Origin of the sequence: Desulfosediminicola sp., from assembly GCF_048381775.1 — a bacterium.
GTDB classification, from domain to species: domain Bacteria; phylum Desulfobacterota; class Desulfobulbia; order Desulfobulbales; family Desulfocapsaceae; genus Desulfopila; species Desulfopila ganghwensis.
Map to the genome: position 1 here is coordinate 19078 of NZ_JBLXGE010000002.1, position 21134 is coordinate 40211.

Annotated in this window: 14 protein-coding genes; 9 read left to right on the forward strand and 5 right to left on the reverse strand. The window is 44.3% G+C overall.

Annotated elements, in window-relative coordinates:
- Nucleotides 1-14: 14 nt before the first annotated feature.
- The 7 genes from ACN5NT_RS03020 to ACN5NT_RS03050 all read left to right on the forward strand — a co-directional run bounded on the left by ACN5NT_RS03020 (nt 15) and on the right by ACN5NT_RS03050 (nt 8515).
- Nucleotides 15-1130, forward strand: a complete 1116-nt coding sequence (locus ACN5NT_RS03020; protein ID WP_419174470.1) for a glycosyltransferase — start codon at nt 15-17, stop codon at nt 1128-1130.
- A gap of 597 nt (nt 1131-1727) precedes the next feature.
- A complete protein-coding gene (locus ACN5NT_RS03025) occupies nt 1728-2669 on the forward strand; it encodes a glycosyltransferase family 2 protein (protein ID WP_419174471.1) in 942 nt (313 codons plus the stop codon).
- A gap of 224 nt (nt 2670-2893) precedes the next feature.
- Entirely contained in the window at nt 2894-4264 is a 1371-nt protein-coding gene (locus tag ACN5NT_RS03030) for an O-antigen ligase family protein (RefSeq protein ID WP_419174472.1), read from the forward strand.
- A gap of 517 nt (nt 4265-4781) precedes the next feature.
- Nucleotides 4782-4955 (forward strand): hypothetical protein, encoded by a 174-nt coding sequence (locus ACN5NT_RS03035; RefSeq protein ID WP_419174473.1) that lies wholly within the window; start codon nt 4782-4784, stop codon nt 4953-4955.
- Between the two features lie 362 nt (nt 4956-5317).
- Nucleotides 5318-6247 (forward strand): glycosyltransferase family 2 protein, encoded by a 930-nt coding sequence (locus ACN5NT_RS03040; RefSeq protein WP_419174474.1) that lies wholly within the window; start codon nt 5318-5320, stop codon nt 6245-6247.
- A 399-nt stretch (nt 6248-6646) separates the two neighbouring features.
- Nucleotides 6647-7594 (forward strand): glycosyltransferase family 2 protein, encoded by a 948-nt coding sequence (locus tag ACN5NT_RS03045; RefSeq protein WP_419174475.1) that lies wholly within the window; start codon nt 6647-6649, stop codon nt 7592-7594.
- A gap of 60 nt (nt 7595-7654) precedes the next feature.
- Nucleotides 7655-8515: a sulfotransferase gene (locus ACN5NT_RS03050; protein WP_419174476.1), complete on the forward strand. Its 861-nt coding sequence runs from the start codon at nt 7655-7657 to the stop codon at nt 8513-8515.
- Between the two features lie 200 nt (nt 8516-8715).
- On the opposite strand, the gene ACN5NT_RS03055 is transcribed toward ACN5NT_RS03050, so the two are convergent.
- The 4 genes from ACN5NT_RS03055 to ACN5NT_RS03070 form a co-directional block, all read right to left on the reverse strand.
- A complete protein-coding gene (locus ACN5NT_RS03055) occupies nt 8716-9312 on the reverse strand; it encodes a PEP-CTERM sorting domain-containing protein (RefSeq protein WP_419174477.1) in 597 nt (198 codons plus the stop codon).
- Nucleotides 9313-9433: 121 nt separating this feature from the next.
- Nucleotides 9434-11338, reverse strand: coding sequence for an Ig-like domain-containing protein (locus tag ACN5NT_RS03060; RefSeq protein WP_419174478.1), 1905 nt, complete (start codon nt 11336-11338; stop codon nt 9434-9436).
- 121 nt (nt 11339-11459) lie between these two features.
- The gene (locus ACN5NT_RS03065) at nt 11460-11852 is read right to left on the reverse strand and encodes a fibronectin type III domain-containing protein (protein WP_136799923.1); all 393 of its coding nucleotides are present in this window, start codon (nt 11850-11852) and stop codon (nt 11460-11462) included.
- Nucleotides 11853-12003: 151 nt separating this feature from the next.
- Nucleotides 12004-15297, reverse strand: a complete 3294-nt coding sequence (locus ACN5NT_RS03070; RefSeq protein WP_419174479.1) for a PKD domain-containing protein — start codon at nt 15295-15297, stop codon at nt 12004-12006.
- 1268 nt (nt 15298-16565) lie between these two features.
- On the opposite strand from ACN5NT_RS03070, the gene ACN5NT_RS03075 reads away from it, so the two are divergent.
- Nucleotides 16566-18845, forward strand: coding sequence for a tetratricopeptide repeat protein (locus ACN5NT_RS03075; protein ID WP_419174480.1), 2280 nt, complete (start codon nt 16566-16568; stop codon nt 18843-18845).
- A 112-nt stretch (nt 18846-18957) separates the two neighbouring features.
- On the forward strand, nt 18958-19611 hold the full coding sequence (gene elbB, locus ACN5NT_RS03080) for an isoprenoid biosynthesis glyoxalase ElbB (protein ID WP_136795127.1): 654 nt from the start codon (nt 18958-18960) through the stop codon (nt 19609-19611).
- Between the two features lie 100 nt (nt 19612-19711).
- Here the strand turns inward: elbB and mnmE are convergent, their stop codons facing one another.
- Nucleotides 19712-21103: a tRNA uridine-5-carboxymethylaminomethyl(34) synthesis GTPase MnmE gene (mnmE, locus tag ACN5NT_RS03085; protein ID WP_419174481.1), complete on the reverse strand. Its 1392-nt coding sequence runs from the start codon at nt 21101-21103 to the stop codon at nt 19712-19714.
- Between the last annotated feature and the right edge of the window lie 31 nt (nt 21104-21134).

Sequence of the window (21134 nt, forward strand, 5' to 3'; positions counted from 1 at the left end):
AAAGGATACTCCACTTGCTCGATAGCGGTGGTATGTATGGTGCAGAAAATGTAGTTATCAACCTTTCAAGGGAGATGATGACTACTGGGTGCTACCGGCCGATTGTAGGCTGCATTGTCCCAAAGGCTGGAACTAAGGTCGATCTGCATATCGCCGCACAACGTAATGGTCTGGATTCACACATTTACACTATTAACAACTACTTACTGTTTCGAGATCTGCCGCGATTTGCTCGCTCGTTGAAAAAGCATAAAATTGATCTGATACACTCTCACGGGTACAAGGCATCAGTATTTGCTTTTTGCGCCAAACTCTTGAATGGTATCCCTGTAATTGCAACTTGCCATTTATGGTTTGCAGATACTAAGCAACCTTTAAAGAAGAGATTGATGATAGCTTTAGAGAAACTTATCTACCGTACATTTCCAATCATCGTTGCTGTGTCAGAGGATATCAAGAGGATGTTAGTCGATTCAGGTGTAAATGAAAGGCAAATACGTATTGTCCACAACGGTATCGTTCTTTCAGACCACGTCACCTTGCCTTTTTCTGACAAACAGCGGCTAAAAGAGCAACTTGGCCTGGGAGAAAAGGATATTTGTGTTTTTAATGTTGGCCGCTTAACTGCTCAGAAAGGTCAAGATTCACTTATTTATGCAGCAGGTTATGTCAAAGGAATCAATACGCAAGTAAAGTTTTATATTGCAGGCGAAGGAACCTTAAGAGAGTCACTACAGGAGAAGATTAACACCCTTGAACTCGGTGACACAGTTCATCTTCTTGGCTTCAGAGACGATATACCTAACTTACTCCAAGTGGCTGACCTGTTTGTTTTACCGTCACTTGATGAAGGAATGCCAATAGCGTTATTAGAAGCAGTGGCAAACCGTGTACCAGTCCTTACCACCGCAGTAGGGGATATTCCCAAACTAATTGTTGCCGATAAGACCGGTATCATCTTGAGTTCTAACGAACCAGTTAGTTTAGGAAAAGAAATACTGACTATTCTAGATGATCACCAGAAACAGCAAGCATTAGTCGAACAGGCTTGGGATAGATTTATCTCAAGCTTCTCAAGTCAGACAATGTCTAAACATTACCATTACTTATATAGATCAATTATAAACTAGGGACTTGACACTCTACTACATTTCAGCACATTTGCCAAGACATGTTGCATTGGTCTACACTTAAAATAATGGAACATTTTCTCAGCCATTCATCTCAGCATTTAAAGTTCAGTAACATCAGATATCAGAAGAGAATATAAACAATCAATAGTTGCTCACATATTATAGAAGAAAACAATATCATTTTTAAGCATTCTGATTGACCTTTACAAGACTAATCGAGACGTTTAACTGGGTGATGGTTTAATATATGTTTCGTTTATCTACCACATTTACGCAAACCGCTAAATTAAGCGAACTTCAAACCAGTATTGTGTTTGCTCACTATTTTTTCAGCCATATCGGAAATTTCAGATTTGGATCAAATGCACAGCTATAATGTCGATTTTTAAAAAGGGCTACATACAGACTGACTCAGGAAAACAAAATATGGTATCAGTGAAACATTCAGCTATGTTTTGCTAGGTCACAACTGGCGACTGTTGACATGTAATTAGACAATTAATTACATTATACTCTTTAGCGTTCCCATGCAAATTATTACTGCACATTAATTTGTATGAGCAATTACTATTCAGCTTAAGATGGAGAAAGAAGATGCCTCGTGTAAGTATAATTATGCCAGCTTACAATTCAGCCTCTTTTTTACCTGACGCTATTAACAGTATATTAGATCAGACCTTCAGTGATTTCGAGTTGATTATTATTGATGATTGTTCAACTGATAGCACTTATGCAACAATTGCCGGATACGATGATTCCCGCCTCCACTACATACAATTGGCAAAAAATCATGGTGGTCCTTCAAAACCTAGAAATATTGGCATCAAAGAAGCAAATGGTGAGTATATCGCATTGTTTGATTCAGATGACATCATGTTACCTGAAAAATTAGAACTAGGTGTAACTATGCTGGATAGTTGCCGAGAAATATCAGCAATCTTTACAGATTGCTATAGATTTCTAGATAACGGCATGGTCTACCCAGACACACTCCTCCAAGACTATTATGGCCTAAAGAATTTACTTAACAACTATACCAAAGATGGTTTTTTTATACTTTCAGCTCAAGATGCTTTCCATAATCTTTTTCTTGAGAACTACATACCCACTAGTAGTGTTATGTTAAGAAAAAATCTTCTAGAGGATATAGGTTATTTTGACGAAGCTCTAGTAAATGGTGATGATAGAGATATGTGGTTTAGACTTTGTTTGAATTACTCAATCGGATTCATCAATTCTCCGTTACATAAATATCGTATAAGAAGCGGCAGTGTTTCGAGTAGAGGTATTGTCGCACATCAAAATCGAATCAAAGTAATGAAGAAACAATTAAATAACGGTTTACCAAAAACACTTGAACCCCTTGCAAATAAACTGATTTCCAGGAATTATTTCAGCATTGGATATATCCATCAGGCGCAGGGCAACATGACACTAGCCAGAGAATACTACCTAAAAAGCAACAGATACAATTTTAGAGTTTATTCGATTATTAGCTATCTTAAAACTTTTATAAAAGCCACCACAATCCCTTAAATAACTATATCCACAATGGCTATATCATTTTTTCCTTATTTTACGTGTGAAGCAATAAAACTCCTAACTTAGAGACACATCATGAATCCATACAATCAAAGTTCCTATCAAACAACACATATTTATATCACGAGGAAAGAAACAACATGAAATACCTATAATCACTTCTTCTTACTTCAGAAAGTATAGACAGAACTGTTCTACCTTTACTAAGGGTTTTGATCATGAGTGAATATAGCACTAATTATCCAAAAATAATTTTACCAGTTACATTTTTGTTTAATATTTATGTTTTTACTTGGTGGCTAGAAATAGGAGAGAGGTGGCCTTTTTTGGGAGATATTCGTTTTGAGTTTATTCTAGGAGCCACCCTTGGTGTAGCAACAATACTCACTCCGACAGGACCCACAAACAAAAGGATCAGCAACGTACCTATCTATTCTATTTGTATAGTTTATTTATTGGTCCTGATGTTTAGTCAATTTTTTGCTTATGATTTTGATACCGCATGGAACTCATATATTAATCGAGTAGTAAAATTTTCATTGATGACATTATTTATTAGCAAATTCGTTGCTTCTCCCAATTATTTACGCTATTTTTTGTTTAGTACATTTTTAGCATTTTTCAAAATAGGCCAAGAGGCTATGATCGGAAAGATCACCGGGAGTCAGGTGTGGCAAAACCAAGGAATAATGCGATTACATGGCACTCAGGGCTCAATGTTTGGACATCCGAACTCACTATCAGGTAAGACCCTGAGCCTATTACCATTTATGTGGTATTTATTGCCTTCTTTGAAACAGAGATGGCTAAAAATATTAATCGGTCTGCAGGTTGTTTTCTCGATTAACATCTTAATATTCACTGGATCCAGAACAGGCTACTTGACTTTTATTTCCTTTATATTTTATATATTTGTTTTAAGTACAAAAAAGTGGAAATTGAGTGTGTTAATACTACTAACAGCCGTAATGGCAGTCACCTTTATACCGGGTCAGTATCAGGAAAGATTCGAATCATCGTTTACTGGTCAAGAAAAAGAAGGGCGCTCTAGAAACGCCCGTATCACACTCTTGAAAGATTCTTGGGAGGTTTTCCTTGACAACCCTACGGGTGTCGGTCTTTTGTGCTTCCCAAAAGTTCAGGAGGACGCCGGGAGAAGAGTACAGGAAACTCATAATCTTTATACTCAAATTCTCGCTGAGACAGGAATACAGGGTGCAATTTGTTTTTTGTCTTTCATGATCATACTTTTCCGCCAAAGTTTTATTATACGTAATGAGCTGAGTAAGCTTTTAGAATCACTAAATGCATGGCAAAATAGGTCTAGCGCAAAAAGACAAGATCGATCAATCATCAATGAACAAATGGATATAAAACTTATGCTATGTATTATGAACGCAACAATAGTATTCTTACTCGTCAGATTAACGCTTGGATTGTTTGGTCATGATTTATTGGAAATATACTGGTGGGTAGCGGCTGGAATAATTTTATCCATTTCGAAAATGTATACTATAGCAAGAAATCGATTTGAGGAATTAACTCAAGTCCACCATCAACTGCACAACCCAACACCTTTTACCAACTAATCGGTTCTATCATTAACAATTTGTTGTATGTAGTTATCCAAAAAAATAGTACCAACATGAATTAGAAAATTCCCTCATACTTCCTTATATCTCAGAGTAGGAGCCTATGCGGAAAAAGCAAATCACAAATTAACAGATCATTAAGGTCCTGAAACAGGTCTAAGCTGGACCCAAGGTCAAGGAAATTTGCCGAGAAAGAGGGACTCAAGGACATCCTAGGAAAAAAAACTTTGAAGCCTGCAACAAAATGAACCCTGGTTGATTACCTCTGGAGAACTTTTGAGCTGAGGATTAGAGCGAGTTATCGGCTATTACAGCTGAGCAGAACCGTGTATTGCTATAAACCTAATATGCATCGGAAGGATGAGATCATAGCTGGAATCGCAAGCGGGTCCATCGTGTGTATTGCAAGATGGGCTTGATCATAAGTCGGAAAGGTAAGCCAAGGCTACCAAATCGAAACCCACAACCCTTTTCCATTCCTGCATCTGCAATCCAGTGCTGGTCAGTAGATTTTATGAGTAACAGTCTTTCTTACGGCAGGACTTTCAGGACATATAACGTTGTAGACGACTATAACCGTGAAGTGTTTGCCATTAAGGTCGACCTCGATTTGTCGTCAAAACGCATTATCAGGGTATTGGAAAGGATCGCCAGCCTGATGGTGATATCCATCACAGCTGAGAGATGACAACTGGCCCGAAATTGTCACGCTGCCCATGCCAGAATTCGCAGAAGATAACGATATCCAGCTTGAGTTTGCTGAAAAAGGTAAACTTACTCAGGACTCTTCTGTTGGTTCAATAAAACCTGCCGTTTCGAAATAGTGGATTTCTATATTTTCAATACGTTAAGTGAGGTAAGGGAGTTCACAGACAACTAGGTCCACGAGTACAATCGTGAAAGGCCCCACCAGTCCTTAGATAACTTAACTGCAGCAGAATATCTGCAGGAGAAACAGCCGGATTTTTCTAAATGGTGTAGGAGTAAAGAAGGATATTTACATTTATTTTTTGCTATTTCTATTTTCTTGCAAAATTTTATGAGGTGGATATGCTTGTTACTATCACTGTCTTAACATACAACAGAAAACACATTCTAAAAAATCTTTTGGAAGATTTACGTAAAATCAGGTACCAAGACCTTGAGATTATCATTGTCGACAATTGCTCGAGCGACGGCACCCATGAGATGATTTTAAAGCAATTCTCAGATTTTATCTACATCGTTATGGATAAGAACCTAGGGGTTTCTGCTAGAAATGAAGGACTAAAGAGAGCAAAAGGGGACATAATAATAACTTTGGATGATGACGTTTTCGGTATTGATGACAGTGCAATTGACAACCTTGTTGAATATTTTGGCCAGAAAACAAACGTGGGTGCACTGAATTTCAGCATAACAGATAGTTTCTCAGGTAAAATATGTAACTGGATACATCACAGAGAAGTCGAAGTTTACTCGTCTGAAGAATTTATAACATACGAAATTTCTGAAGGTGCCGTCGCATTTCAAAAAGAAGCATTGAATGCTTCCGGTTTTTACCCAGATTATTTTTTCCTTAGCCATGAAGGACCTGATTTAGCATTTAGAATACTTAACTCCGGATTTGAGGTGCGCTATTCGCCAATGGTAAAGGTGTTGCACTCACATGCGCAAGAAGGAAGGAAGTCATGGTTCAGATATTACTTCGACACCAGAAATCAATTCTATCTTGCAATGCGAAACTTCCCTCCTTGGTATGCTACCAAATATTTAATTAAGTCCTCTCTATCGACACTTTTCTATTCTCTTAGAGATGGCTTCCTTGGTTACTGGATCAAAGGTGTATATGACGGTATTTGTGGCATGGTTACTTACTCAGGAGACAGGAAGATATTAAGCAAAAAAACCATGAAAGTTATATATGAAGTCGATAAAAATAGACCCTCACTTATTTATATGGTTAAGAAAAGAATTTTCAGAAATGAAATGAGATTATAGTTACTACTATCACATATAAACACCCAGCCACACAAGGTTCAACATGAAATTTAAGCATAATTAAGTAATGAACATAGGAATTCAATTCCTTACCAATTTCTACAGCCGACCAACACTTAACAATCAGCTACCGCCCCATGGGCCAAGCTTTAAAAAGACACTAACCTGTTGATTAGTGCTATCTGTTTTTACGATAGTTTTCTGAATATGCAGATTGCAAAATGTTTTAGTCAGAGAATCATTCTGAAGGGTGTGTAACTCATTTATGAATACCCTTAAAATCTGCTATCACTGTTCACAAGGAGTTTGTAGAACTTGTCTGAATCATCCTTACCAAGACAATTCCAATAATCAATTCCTCTTTTTAATATAGCCAGCACCTAATTCATCCAGGTTTATATGGAAAAGCATGCCACCTACTACACTTCTCATAAGCTGACACCTCCTCCGAGAATTTCTGTAGTTATTACCTGCTATAATTATGGCCGTTTTCTCGCCAGCTGCCTTAATTCTGTCTTAACACAAACATTCTCAGATCTCGAGGTCATTCTTGTAGATGACGGTTCCACAGATAATTCCGAGGATATAGCTACTTCATTCCTTGAGGATAAACGCTTACGTTACATCAAACAATCTAATGGTGGACAGGCGAATGCAAAGAACCGCGGAATTCAGGAAGCCACAGGTAGTCTTATTGCTTTTTTAGATGCCGACGATACGTGGAATCCGAGAAAATTAGAAAAACAAATTCCGCTATTTGATGACCCGTTAGTCGGCGTTGTCTATGCTAGACAGAGCTTTATTGATGAATCCGGTAACCCTGTTGAAACTGGACCACGGCCTAAAACTTTGCGACCTTTCAGGGGACGTGTGACGAAAAACCTCTTCATCGATAATTTTATACCTTTTTCTTCGACGATTGTGAGGAGTTACTGTTTTAAGGAATTTAATGGTTTTGACGAGTCTCTCCCCATGGGAATCGATTGGGACCTCTGGCTTAGATTATCCACACGCTATTGCTTTGAATATATTGATGCTCCTCTTTTGATCAGTCGAATCGGTCACAGTGATCAAATGTCTAAGAATACACTCACACGTCACCAGTGTTCTGACCGTATCATGGCAATGTTCAAGAAAAACTACCCTGAAGCTGTGCCTGCTTACCTCGAGAGAAAGGCATATGCTTTCACGTATTGTAATCGTGGAGCATATTTTCGGCGTGATGATAATGTGCCCTTGTCCACTCAGCACTACCTGCAAGCATTACGTTATCATCCCCTTTGGGTCGCAGCCTATAAAGGACTGTTAAGAAACGCTATTTCAATTATCACCAAAAATAATAGGTAAATCGTGAATTCGAACCATAACCTTGTTTTCCTCTTTTCAAATTGGTATTCCGGCGCGACCTTGCTTGCAATATTGCTTAACAACCACTCAAAGCTGGTTTGCAATGGTGAGACATTCCCCTTTCAATATGATAATAACAACAAGGACGTATACATCTGCTCCTGCGGTCAACATATCCGCCAGTGCGATTTTTTTATTAAAACAACCGCGTCATTTAAAGCCAAGTCCGGGGATTGGAACAATAATTTTCGGATACTACCCTATATTTCCTCTTTCAATATACTTAACAAAGTTATCTGCAGTTTCAATCCACATTTCTGGCTGATGCATCTACTGCTGGCTCCCGGAACTCCTCTACGCAATCGCCTTAACCGCTATCTTGACATTCATCAGGAATTTTATAAACAGGCACGATCCTATTATAATGACTCAGCATGTTATATCGACGGTACCAAGTCAATCCGCAGGGCAGAACTTTTCATCCGATACAAGCAGAATAAAACCAAGATTATTTATCTTATTCGTGATGGGAGAGGGTTTTGCTGGTCGTATTTAAAAAACCATAACTTTTCAACAGACCAACTCAATACTGCCGCCATTGCTTGGCAAAAATACATTTCAATGGTTGATGAATTCCAGAGGAGATATCCGCACGTTGAGGTACTCGTTGTTCGTTATGAAGATCTCTGTAAGAAACTTGAAAATACCTTATCAGAAGTATGTGAATTCCTTGGAATCGAGTATGATTCGACTATGATCAGTCAACCGACTAATCACCATCTATTTGGTAATAGAATGAGAACATCGTTCGACGGAATTGTTAGGGAGGATTTGTCTTGGATGAAATCTTTCACTGATAATGACGTAAGGGCATTAACAGAACTGATCAAAGACGATTTGACCAGATTTGGCTACATTTGAAGCGCCTTCTCTCACACCGACTGGCAAACATATATAGGAGATATTTGTCGTTCTACACGACCACAAATAAAGATTACCTCAGTGACTGGCTGGGCTCAGCCTAACCTGATTTCTCCGCAAGGCTATCTCCTTGATCTATCCAAGCCATCTCCGCAATGAAAAGCACCTCAATACTCTGCGTTGCCGGAAAGCACAATACTTTACACACTATTTATCGAACTGTTTCGCCAACGGATCAGACCCAACCCGACTATTCCGAACCCCAGGACCAGGACTGTAGCCGGTTCTGGAACTGGCGTTACATTTAATGATACCGAGGTGATTAATCCGTCATACTCCCAGTACTCCGGCAAATCAGGGTCATTATGATTAACAGCTATCCACAGAATCTGCCAATCAAGATCACCAAAAAGATCCCAGTTAACCGAACCATCGTCTGAAATGAGCTCCTTAGATGAGTCAAGTCCATGAATGTGCCATATACCGAGTGGATGGTCAATTGCCAAACGATAATAGATTACATCAAAATCTTCAGTAGAATCTAACTCAAATAAAGGGGTAGGACTGAGACTGTGGTATATTTCTTCCTCGATTTCACAATATGCTTCTTCTCCGAGGTCCCCCCACATTCCAAATATACTGAAAGCTGTAGGTATCTCGATAAATGGATCAAAGCCGTTTTGTTCCCAATAGTCGCTGAAGGTAATTAACCCCTTAAATTCATAATTATAGACTGCTGAAAAGGCAAAGGAACCGTGAAGCAAAAAGACCATGGACAACAGGATCACTTGTTTCATTATAACCTCCTCTACGTATACCGTAAGGTTTCACCCCTTCGCCATTGCTGACCTGAGAGAAGGTTATGGCTCATAATACGCTCAACCATAAACTCTCTTAAAGTGTATGAAAAACTGCACCTTATGGTGCCTGTTGAAAATCCGGAGTGGGAGGAACGTTAGCCGGATCAGAAACATAAATCCTCGAGAACGCATGATAGTCCTCGCCTACCCAATGCCCATTCCCACCCCAATCTATATCGTAGGTTCGATCCTCAGTCGAAAAAGTGAGTTCCCTATAGCCAGCCGGTGGAACAAGATAAACAGAGGGAGCATCGATTTTAAAGGTCACATAATAATCGGTACCAGGCTGCAAGTTGAAATTCAGCGGATCGCTCAGCTTTTCCGTGTTTGCACTAACAGTTACGGCATTGTTCCACGCAGCACCGTCGAAAAACACTTGGGTCCAGCTCTCATCAACCACATCGCCCTCACGTCCTGCAGTATCCCTCTGTGCGATAGAGACATTTCGAATAGTATAATCACCCGAATCACGTCCTTGAAAACTCAGAGCAATCTTGCTCGCGGCACTCGTTATGCTATCGCCTTCTATCAGTAGCCTGACGCAGTATCTCACGCTGGAGTGTTTCCAAACAGAATCACCTGTCTGTATGGTTGCATCCCAGGCAATGGACCCGCTATCCGGGCCGGAGACACAGGTGATAGTCAGCGTCTTATTGGTGCCTTGCCCCGCATCGTCAGTTGCAGTTACCGTTACGACAATTGTTTCACCCTGGTTAACCGTCACCGGAAAATTCCAGTTGGCATAGCCGTCATCGGTAACGGCCTCGCCCGTTACCCCGGTATCAGTTGAGTAAGTGACAGATGATATCATGCTATCATCGCTTGCCGTCCCTGCAATCGTGATCGTTTCCTGATCGTTTGCTGTTTCGATTGTATAGCTGGAACCAGTAGTTGGTTGAGTGAAAGACAAACTTGGAGGTGTGTCATCTCCGCCACCGCCTCCCTCGCTGCCGATGGTGACAGGAAATCCTGAACTTACACTTCCATCTGCCTTGAATACGAATAGGTACGCTGCTTCGCCTGCTGAAAAATCTCCAGTATTAACTGTTGCTGTAATACTGTTGTTGCTCCAGGCCGTTGGGGTCAAAATTGTCAATTTGGTTGCATTGTCATATGTAGAGGAATTGCCAATTTCCACCCTTGCCTGCGCTGACGGTCCAGCTGCGATATAAATATCGTCAAATGAACTAAAACAGTTTGATGTTTGTCGCCCATAGCCATTGGGCCGAACTCTTTCCCAAGCCCCCCCAGCCTTAAGATTGTTAACGCCGAGATCATTTTCTCGCTGTACGACACCACCTTGGGTCAACTCCCAGAACTTCACCTCTCCATCATTGCTGGTTGAGGAGGTCGAACCTTTTAACCATATCCAGAGCCTCTTCCACTCACCTTTGACGAAATCAACGTTGGTATAGTTTGAATACCCCGGATCGCTCTCATTTCCATTTATCTGCCATGAGGAATGTCTCGTTGGCAAAACTAAATCGTCATCATTCGTGCTGCTGCCCTGCAACCACATTTGTTTCCAATTTATTCCAGACGATGAACCTTCCCCTGGATAATTGTTGCCCGAAGGCAGATAGAGCCACCATGATATAAATACATTTCTCGTGCTTGGAGGCAAATTCCCCTGTATCCAGTTCGAATAGTGTACCGAATAATCAGACGTAAACGATTGTGAACCGCTCACCGATGCGGTCGTTCCATAATAGGAACTACCGTCTCTCGAAGACCACTGCCCATATTTAGCTGATCCTGGACCCGTCGCAATGTTCGCTCCAGGCGTGCCAGATTCAAAATCGTCAAAGAGAATTACGTCAGGTCCTGCTGCACCAAAATCTGAACCACTGATAGTGATGACCTCCCCATCTGCAACAACTCCTTTGACTCCACTTACCGCCGCTGCCTGACTTATATCCCCGGAGGCTAACAATGAAATACACATAAAGAGTAAGCAGCTCATTATAGTGCCAGCCCGTACTTTACAAATTCTGCTATATGTAGCTAAGCAATATCCCATGCCATTCCCTCCATGTGATTCACTCTGAAATTTCACCTAATAAAAAAAACCTACTACCCCTCTACTACTGCACGGTAATATTTATAATTACCGGAGCATCCTGTGGGGAAACGGTCACCATTGCAGATTGCCCGCTTTCTCCATTTTCATTAAAGGCGGTGAGCACGAAATGATAGGTCTCATCTTCCAAGAGCCCTGTCACAGTATACGAGGTAACTTTGCCGACCAAGATAGGCGATGCCCCCTGGCTTAGCTCAGTTCCCACCCAGGGAGGCCCACCCGTTCCACCCGAATTGTAATAGAGTCTGTATCCGGTTAGTGGCTCGGGGACTGCCGTCCACTGGAAAGTAACATCTTTAGCGTTTGTAGAAAGTGGAAGCAGAAAAACAGTCAGCAACAACAAGGTTGCATTGATTAAGGCCACTTTGATATATCGAGCGGTTTTGAACGATTTCATTGCCTTTTTCCCTTAAACAATATAGTTAACAGTTTTATAAGTTGATCAGTTTGTCTTCATCACTTAGCGTAACTCTATTCCATTCTGAATATTGAGTGCTGACTTATGCGTGAGTTAGTTTATCAACAAGAGTTTTTCCTGTTACCCCTATTTACTCTTGTCCCGGCGGAGTGGAACCAATAACCAGATAACCCACCGTTTCCGGAGCGTGGCTCACCTCCTGGTCTTGAGACTGTTCTTCCTCAACTTTTATCTTAACAGATGAAGTTCCGGCATCTTTCATTCTCAGTGCAGCGGTATCACTCTCATTGGTCGTCTGCATTGTGGCAAGAAATAGCGGAATATCAGAGAATCCGCTTTGATAGGTAATTGTGGCCCAGCTATCTGTAATCGAATTCGGTGTCAAAACTGCTTCATACGCCAATTGATTCTCCGGGAAGAAACCGGAGCCACTCTCCCAGGCGATATAGCCTATGCTTTCTTGTCCATGGTTTGACTGCGTCGATTCCTGCTCTTGCAACTGATATTCGAATCCGATCAGATCGACATTACGCAACCTGCCGACCACCACGCCTGACTCATTTACAGTGAGCACCTGGGTAAGAAGCACCGGCTCGCGATTAAGCCGCTCGGTGAATTTTACCTCTGTAAACGAGCTATCTGCCGTAAAAGTGCCGACTTCGATCTTCGTTCCGTCAGCAAGGGTGTATGAACCCCTTTCCACGACCATATAGGTCACTGTTTCCCATGCGTGTTTGCCTTTGAGATATTCCCATCGGCCCAATTGCATCTCAAATCCTATCGAGTCGACATTTCTCACCTGAACGGCCACAGGAGTTGGATCTTTGTATGTCGGAGGCCCGACAATTACCACAGGGTCCTTGTATTGCTGTGCGAACTCAAATCGTTGCCACTTTTGCCGAACCTGGACTTCCTGAAGTTCGAAGTAAAACTCTGGAAGAACAGATTCTAGGGCGGTGATGGTCGTGGAGCTGCTTCCAGTCTCTCCGGCGCTATCGGTAACCTGCAAAGTAGCAGTGTATGTTCCCGGAATGGTATAGATATGCTCAGTAGTCGCCCCAGTAGCCGTGGAGCCATCACCAAAACTCCATTTATAGGAGGCGATAGCTCCTTCAGCATCACTTGATTCGGAGCCGTCAAAACCCACCGTAAATGGCACTTCCCCCTTGGAACTCGTGACAGAGATGACTGCTTGCGGTGGTTCGTTGGGCGTCGACCCTGAATCAGTGACAAGTATAGGCGTGCTCGCCTGATCGCTGAGCGAAGCACTATCCGTCACCGTCAAAATGGTATCAAAGGATCCGGCCACGTTAAAGGTATGGGCCACCGCTTCACCTATGGCAGTGCTCCCGTCACCAAAATTCCACTCGTAGGAAACTATCGGTGGCTGGTTCGTGGTGGAACCGTTCCCTTCAAATGAAACGTCATGCGGTTTGTCACCGATTGGGTTCGATGATGCTATCACCGCCGTCGGCGGTTCGGTGGTAGGTGGCTCTGTCGGCTCTTGAACGCTAATGATCACCGATTCTTGATTGGTGTTACCAGCCTGGTCTCTCACCACCAGGCTGGCGGTAAAGTTACCCTTAGTTGCATATGCGTGGTCAGCCGTCACCCCGCGGCCAAGACCGCCATCACCAAAATTCCACTCATATGCGGTAATTTCACCTGAGGAGCCGGAACCGTCAAAAGAGACGGAGAGCGGAGCATCGCCTGCGAGCGGAGTCGCGACTATGGCCGCGCTGAGGGGAGGCTCCGCCGGCGTGCCTATGCTCAGGGTGAATGGGGCTGAGTGGGGACTTTCGCTATCGTCGCTGTAGAGTGCTGTGAGGGTGAAATTAAACGTTCCATCCTCGCTGGTAATATCACAACTGAACGGTGTCGCGGTGGTTTCCGCTGTTTCACACACCGGTTGTCCGTCTTTATACAAGAGGTATCCAACATGATCTACCCCGGCGATGTTCGGAGGGCTGAAAGTATATTCTATGGTCAATGTATGTGAGGCCGTTTCTCCCACTGTTATATTGACGGTGTCTTGACTGCTGTTTCCTGCGGAATCGCTGACCACCAATGTTGCCGTATAGCTGCCAGCAGCTTCGTAGGTGTGCCCTACAGCTGATCCGCTGCCCTGGTTGTTGTCACCGAACGACCACTGGTAGGAAACAATTTCACCTGTTGAACCGGTTCCGTTAAACGCCACTGCCAGGGGCGGCGCACCGGAGGTGGTGTCGGTACTGATCGAGGCTTTAAGAGGCGGCGACTGTTCCGCGGCGGTAATGCCAACACTGCTTGTGTCTGTCGCACCACTTGCATCGGCAATGGTCAAGGTAGCAGTATAATTACCCGCTTCCTGGTAGGTATGGGAAGTGCTCACTCCCGTTCCCGATCCACCATCACCGAACGACCAGGAATAGCTGGCAATTTCTCCACTTGAGGCAGAAGCATTGAACGATACGGAAAGTGGAGCCTCTCCTGAGGTGGGAGTGGCTGAAATGGATGCACCAAGAGGCGGGAGTGGTTGCTCGGCAACGCTAATGCCAACGCTGCCTGTGTCTGTCGCACCGCTCGCATCAGCTATGGTCAGAGTGGCTGTATAACTGCCTGCTTCCTGGTAAGTATGGGAAGCGCTCACTCCCGCTCCCGTCCCACCGTCACCAAATGCCCAGGAATAGCTCGCAATTTCCCCGCCTGAGGCAGATGCATCGAACGATACGGAAAGTGGAGCCTCTCCTGAGGTGGGAAGGGCTGAAATGGATGCACCAAGAGGCGGGAGTGGTTGCTCGGCAACGCTAATGCCAACGCTGCTCGTGTCTGTCACACCGCTCGCATCGGCAATGGTTAAGGTGGCCGTGTAGTTACCGGCCTCTTGATAGGTATGGGTGGCATTCCCCCCCACTCCCGTCCCGCCGTCACCAAATGCCCAGGAATAGCTCGCAATTTCCCCGCTTGAGGCAGATGCATCGAACGATACGGAAAGTGGCGCCTCTCCTGAAGTGGGCGTGACTGTGAAGGCCGCGCTTGGAGGTGGTAAAATTGGCGGTGTATCGGTAATGGTGAGAGTGAATGGCGATGAGGCTGCACTCTCAGTATTGTCGCTGTATAACGCAGTCAGGGAGAAGTCAAAGGTCCCAACACCCGTCAATATGTTGCAGACCATTGGGTTGGTGGTTGTGTCTGCAGTTTCGCAGGCCGGTTGACCTTCTTTGTACAACCGATACCCCACATGCGTTACACCTGATAGAGGTGGAGCAGTAAACGAATACTCTATTGCCAGTGTTTTTGACACTTCGCCTGGAGGAAGAGTGGAGATAGTGTACGAGAACGATATGGAAGGAGGGCTTTCAGTATTATCGCTATATAATGCCGTTAGGGTGAAGTCGAAAGTCCCGCTGTCCGTCATTATGTCGCAGACCATTGGGTTGGTCACTGTATCAGCAGTTTCGCAGGCCAGCTGACCTTCTTTATACAGCCGATACCCTACGTGGCTCCCTCCCGAATAATCTGGAGGGGTGAAAGAATATTCTATCTCTAAGGTACGTAGTTCAGCTCCCCACAGACTCAAAGGAACCAAACAACTGAGTAGAAGAAGTGGCACTAAAAGACGTAACATTAGAAGGCGTCTCATCGTTCAGTCCATCATTGCTGAATCGCAAAGCCCTTTGGTATGAATAAGGTCTCCCGACCAGATCTTTAGTGCTTCATACCATCGGCCCACCATCAAATCGGCTATATTAATAATATCCAAAGGGAAAAGAGCACTCATCGTACTTTCCCATTATGATTCATCGCTCTATCCAAGAATCGCAGGTATACATGCTTGCATAGTACGTCCTGAGACGACCCGTGTCAAATCGGGCGAAAAGCGCGGTGGAGCACATTTTTTTATGTAAACTCAGACAAGTCTTGGCTATAACTGGCCATCTTTTTTTTCTTTCATTTTTGCGGAAATGAATAAGAAAGGAGAACAACGATGACCTGCGATACAGAGTTTTCCCCTCAGCGATCTTCCGAGCCGCGAGAGCGCTAAGACTCGCCCTGGCAGTAATGTACATTCAAGCTATCTCGCCCCATGAGGTTTCCAAGATAACCGAGGAACTCTGTAGTATTGATGTCCCCCCAAGCAGATGTAAGTAGGACCGTGAAGCACTGGATGAGCGGCTACAGAGCTGGCGTGACCCAACACTACAAAGCTTCCAGGTGAGTATCACTTTTGACGTCCTTAACGATATTGCCAATCCAAAGATTTTCTAAGGGAAAAAGACAACTGATCTATCGGTTGGAGATAGGTACTCCCGCATGTCACTCCCGCACATTAATGGGCTCCCCCACCCAATCGCATAACAACATTCAGCTTCTTTTTCCTTCAGAATTTATCGGTTCTCAACCCATCCCTTTATACAGAAATTTTAATTTCCTGGGCCTTTTGCCCCGTAGCAGCAAAATTTTGCTATGAACAGCGGTATTTACTGATTTACTCAGGCATCCAATATATGAGATGGTAATATTAGTGTTCGGAACAAGCAGGCCACCTTGATGACAGCACGTTTTTTTTGATAGGAAAATCATTCGACATATACTACGGTTATTTGTTATGGCCTAATATATTGCGTAACGGTTATACCCAGTTCTTAATTCAAGGCACAACCAGTCTCAGCACGTGCAGCATCAGATTAACTTTTTCTGAAAGGATACGTTATGCTCTTCTCAAGATTGATTTCTTTATGCTGTATCATGATTATGCTCCTTATTACTCCCGGTTGTTCAGACGACAACAAGAAAAAGCTCAAACACTACAACAGGGCCATGGAATATATCGAGCAGGATGACAACAAGGCCGCAATAATAGAGCTTCGAAATGCCATCCAGATCGACCCCAAATACGCTGAAGCAAGGTATCAGCTTGGCCTTTTACAGCTCGAAGAAGGAAACATGCAGGCTGGGTTCAATCAGTTGAAGCGGACAGCAGACCTGGAACCTGCCAACACTGATGCCGCTGTCAAAGTAACTGAATTCCTGCTTATGGCCAAAGAAACTGACGATGCCAGAAAGTACATAGAGAAGGTACTGGAAATAGAGCCTGATAATACTCAGGCTCTGTACCTGCTCGCTAACCTGGAACTACTCGCTGGCAACATTGAGGCCACCCAGCAGGTTGTAAATACCCTCAAAACTAAAGATCCCCAATCAGACCGTTTTTTCAACTTGAGGGGCCGCATTGCGGCCGTCGAGAAGGATTTCGAAACAAGCGAAGAAATGTTTTTGAAGGCTCTTGAAGTAAACCCTGAAAATTCCAATAATTTTAGAACACTACTCTTTTTCTATCAACAGCAGCAGGATAAAGAGAAGGCAGAAGAAATTTTGCTGCAAATGGTGGAGAGTTTCCCGCAAGACTGGCGTTCCTATTCTTTGCTTTCCAATTTTTATTTGCAAACAAAGGATATTGATAAAGCAATGACCGCCGCCCAGAAAGCTGTAGAACTTGATCCAGAATCCAGCGACCTCAGGTCAGCCGTTGCTAATATCTACCGGACCGGAAACCAGTATCAGCAGGCGGTAGACTTCCTCGAAATTGCCACGACGGACCTCCCTGATTCCATTCAACTCAAAGCCGAACTTGCCAATGCCTATTTTGAATTGAGACGGTTTGATAAAGCCAGCGAAATTTGTGAGTCAATCCTTTCTGACAACGCGAATCACGGCGGTGCCCAATTTGTCAAAGCCAAGCTACTACTCAATGATAATCAACTCAATGAGGGTTTGGAGCTGCTCATCTCTCTCACGTCGAACTACCCGAAGTGGCCTGACCCACATTACTTCATGGCCCTTACCCATCTGCGCTCCGGAGATCTCGAGCTTGCACAAAAGTCGGCTGCAACTGCTCTTCAACTTGCACCAGCCAACAGTCGCTATCATACACTTCTGGCGAGGATTTTGCTCGGGAGAGGCGAGTTTGACGGGGCGGGCCGGGAGGCCACCATAGCCTTGCGCCTGGACAACAAAAATCTTGCTGCAGCCAAATTGATGGCTAAAGCACTGCTTGCGGAAAAACGCTTTGATGACGCAATAAAAGCTATTGAAGAGATACGTAAAATCACCCCAACGGATCTTGACATGCTCGGCAGTCTCGGCCTCGCCTATCTCGGTAAACAAGACAAAGAACAGGCGGAAAAAACCTTCCAGAAACTTGTCGAACTGGCACCGGACAATGCAAAAGCTTTAGCGCTCTACGCCTCGCTTGCATCAGAAAATGATATTGGAAGAGGAATTCAGATTGTCAAACAACAGATTGAACGTTCACCTGATACAGCCGGACACTATATGCTGCTCGGTAACATTCTCTCCCAGGGAGGACAACCAGAAGAGGCGCTGGAAGCTTATGCAAAATCCCAGGAACTTGCACCAGACCTGCCTCACTCTTTTGTTGCATCTGCGCGGCTTATGCATTCGATGGGCCGCACAGATGAAGCCATTAACGAGTTTCTTGGGTTGCTGAAGTCTCAGCCTGATTCCATCCCTGCAGGCCTTGGACTTGCCACCTTATACGAAACAAAAGGCCAGATGGGGGAGGCTAGAAAGCACTATGAACACGTTCTTACAGTCGCGCCGGACCTGCCGTCAGCCGCCAATAATCTTGCCTATATTCTTGCGAGTGATGAAAATGCCGACCTTGGAGAGGCACTCCGGCTCGCCATGCTTGCTAAACAGGCACTACCTGACGACCCCCATATCGCCGACACCCTCGGAGTGGTTCATCTGAAACGGGAATCGTATGGGCTGGCCATATCCCAGTTTCAGCAGGCACTGGAAGCAGATCCTGAGAATCCAATCATTCTCTACCACATGGCGCTCGCCCAAAAGGGTAACAATGATCCCCAGAGTGCAATCGAAGCGTTGCAATCGTCTGTCGACTCAGAACAAGAGTTTGCAGAACGCGAAGATGCCGAAGCACTGCTGAGGGAGATACAGGCTCACTGACAGGGCATCAATACCATCAAGCATAATGAAAATTTCTATTCAGGTTAGATGAAAGAGGCAGGCTACTCTAGGTACAAACCAACCCCATAGAGGGTGCAATAGGAGAAACACGATGCAGAAAAACATCGCTGTACTGTTATCTGGATGCGGCTATCTTGATGGGACAGAGATCCATGAAGCGACTCTCACGTTACTTGCCATCCATAAATATGGTGCCCAGTACACCTGTTTCGCCCCGGACAGGAACCAGCACCATGTGATAAATCACCTGACCGGCGAAGAAATGACTGAAAGCCGAAACGTTCTTGTTGAATCGGCTAGAATTGCCCGTGGAAATGTTGTCGATTTAAAGGATTTTTCAGCAGATAGTTTCGATGCTCTGATACTACCTGGAGGTTTTGGAGCTGCCAAAAACCTCTCAGACTTTGCCTTTAAAGGACCGGATTGCACTGTAGAACCCGGCGTGGCAAAAGCCATAAAAATGATTCATGAGGCAGGCAAACCCATTGGTGCACTCTGCATCGCTCCGGTAATCATTGCTCAGATCATCCAGGAGGTTACTGTTACAATCGGGCAGGATCAAGGGACATCAGAGGCCCTGATAGCAATGGGAGCCCATCACCAAAAAACCATGCATTGTGAAATAACTGTGGATACTGCGAACAAGGTAGTCACGACCCCATGCTATATGCTTGATTCACGGGTAGACCAAATAGCGGAAGGAGCTGACAAAGTAGTGCAGGCAGTGTTGGAAATGACCTTATGAATTACAACAAATGGGGTATCGCCTGGCGATGCCCCATTTGTTCGATCACCGATCTGAGCGATGAAAAACACAGAGAACAACTTCACCAGGCAACAGATTATTACTTGCCAAGACAAAACTGTTCAAAAATAACGTCAAGGATATCTTCTGTGGTCGTCTCACCAACAATCTCACCAAGTTGATCGAGACATTCCTGTAATTCGACCGCGATCAGATCACTGGTTAACCCCATATTCAATGCATCCTGAATCCGGATACAAGCTTCATTGGCTTTTTGCAGCGCCAGCTTATGCCGCATATTCGGCGCACAAGCAGTCTCCTCCCACTGCTCACTACCGGACGCCACACGATTAAAAATCGCTTTCTTCAGTTCCTCGATACCATGCTGCTCTCTGGCTGATATATAAACAGCCGGAGCATCGGTACCAAGAGGCCTGGTAAAGCCTTCATGAACTTTGCACACATCGGTTTTATTAACCAGCACCAGTAAAGGCTTATGAGCAACTGACTCATAAAGGCGGACGTCTGCAGCAGATATTTCCCGAGCTCCATCGAGCATGAACAACACCAGGTCTGCCGCGTTAATCAACTCCTTCGCTCGCTGAATTCCGAGTTCCTCAACAATCTCGGCATCTTCCCTGATACCCGCAGTATCAACAAGTCGTACCGGCATTCCGAGAATATCTATATATTCTTCAATTGTATCTCTGGTTGTCCCAGGGATCTCTGTAACCAAGGCCCGCTCTTCCTGCAAAAGAGTATTGAGCAGGCTTGATTTGCCGACATTGGGAAGCCCGGCTATAACCACTGAAATCCCTTCCCGATAGATCTTGCCCTGCTCTGCACTTCGCAAAAGTTTGTCCAGCGGTGATGCCACTTCAGTGTCCAGCTGGCTGATGAGATGGCTGTGATCGACAATTTCCACATCTTCATCCGGAAAATCGATCGCCACCTCTATAACCGCCCGCATGTTGGTCAGGCTTTTGCGAATTATATCTATTTGTTGAAAGAGTGAACCGGAGAGTTGTTCCTGCGCCAGATCTACACCTTTGTTGGTGCGGGCAGTGAGAATGTCGATTACCGCTTCTGCCTGGGTAAGGTCGATTCTGCCATTGAGAAATGCTCTTTTGGTGAATTCTCCGGGTTCAGCCAGTTCGACCCCCTGACGGAGAAGCAGTTCAAGCACATTCTGCAATACCAGAAATGAGCCGTGGCAGTGAATTTCGACCACATCTTCCCTGGTATAGGTACGCGGAGCCTGCATATAAACTGCAAGCACCTCATCAAGCACTTTGCCGTCGGCCGGGTCTGTTACATGACCATAATAAAGGCGATGACTTTCGTAAGCGCAGTTTTTGTCCAACGGCACAAAAATACGGCGCAGAATCTCGAGAGATTCTGCGCCGCTCATTCTGATAATGCCGATTCCACCTGCACCAGGGGGAGTAGACATTGCAGCTATGGTATTTTCCTGATTGAGATGATTGCTCATTTTTTCTCTACAGCTGCGAGCAATCGTGTGC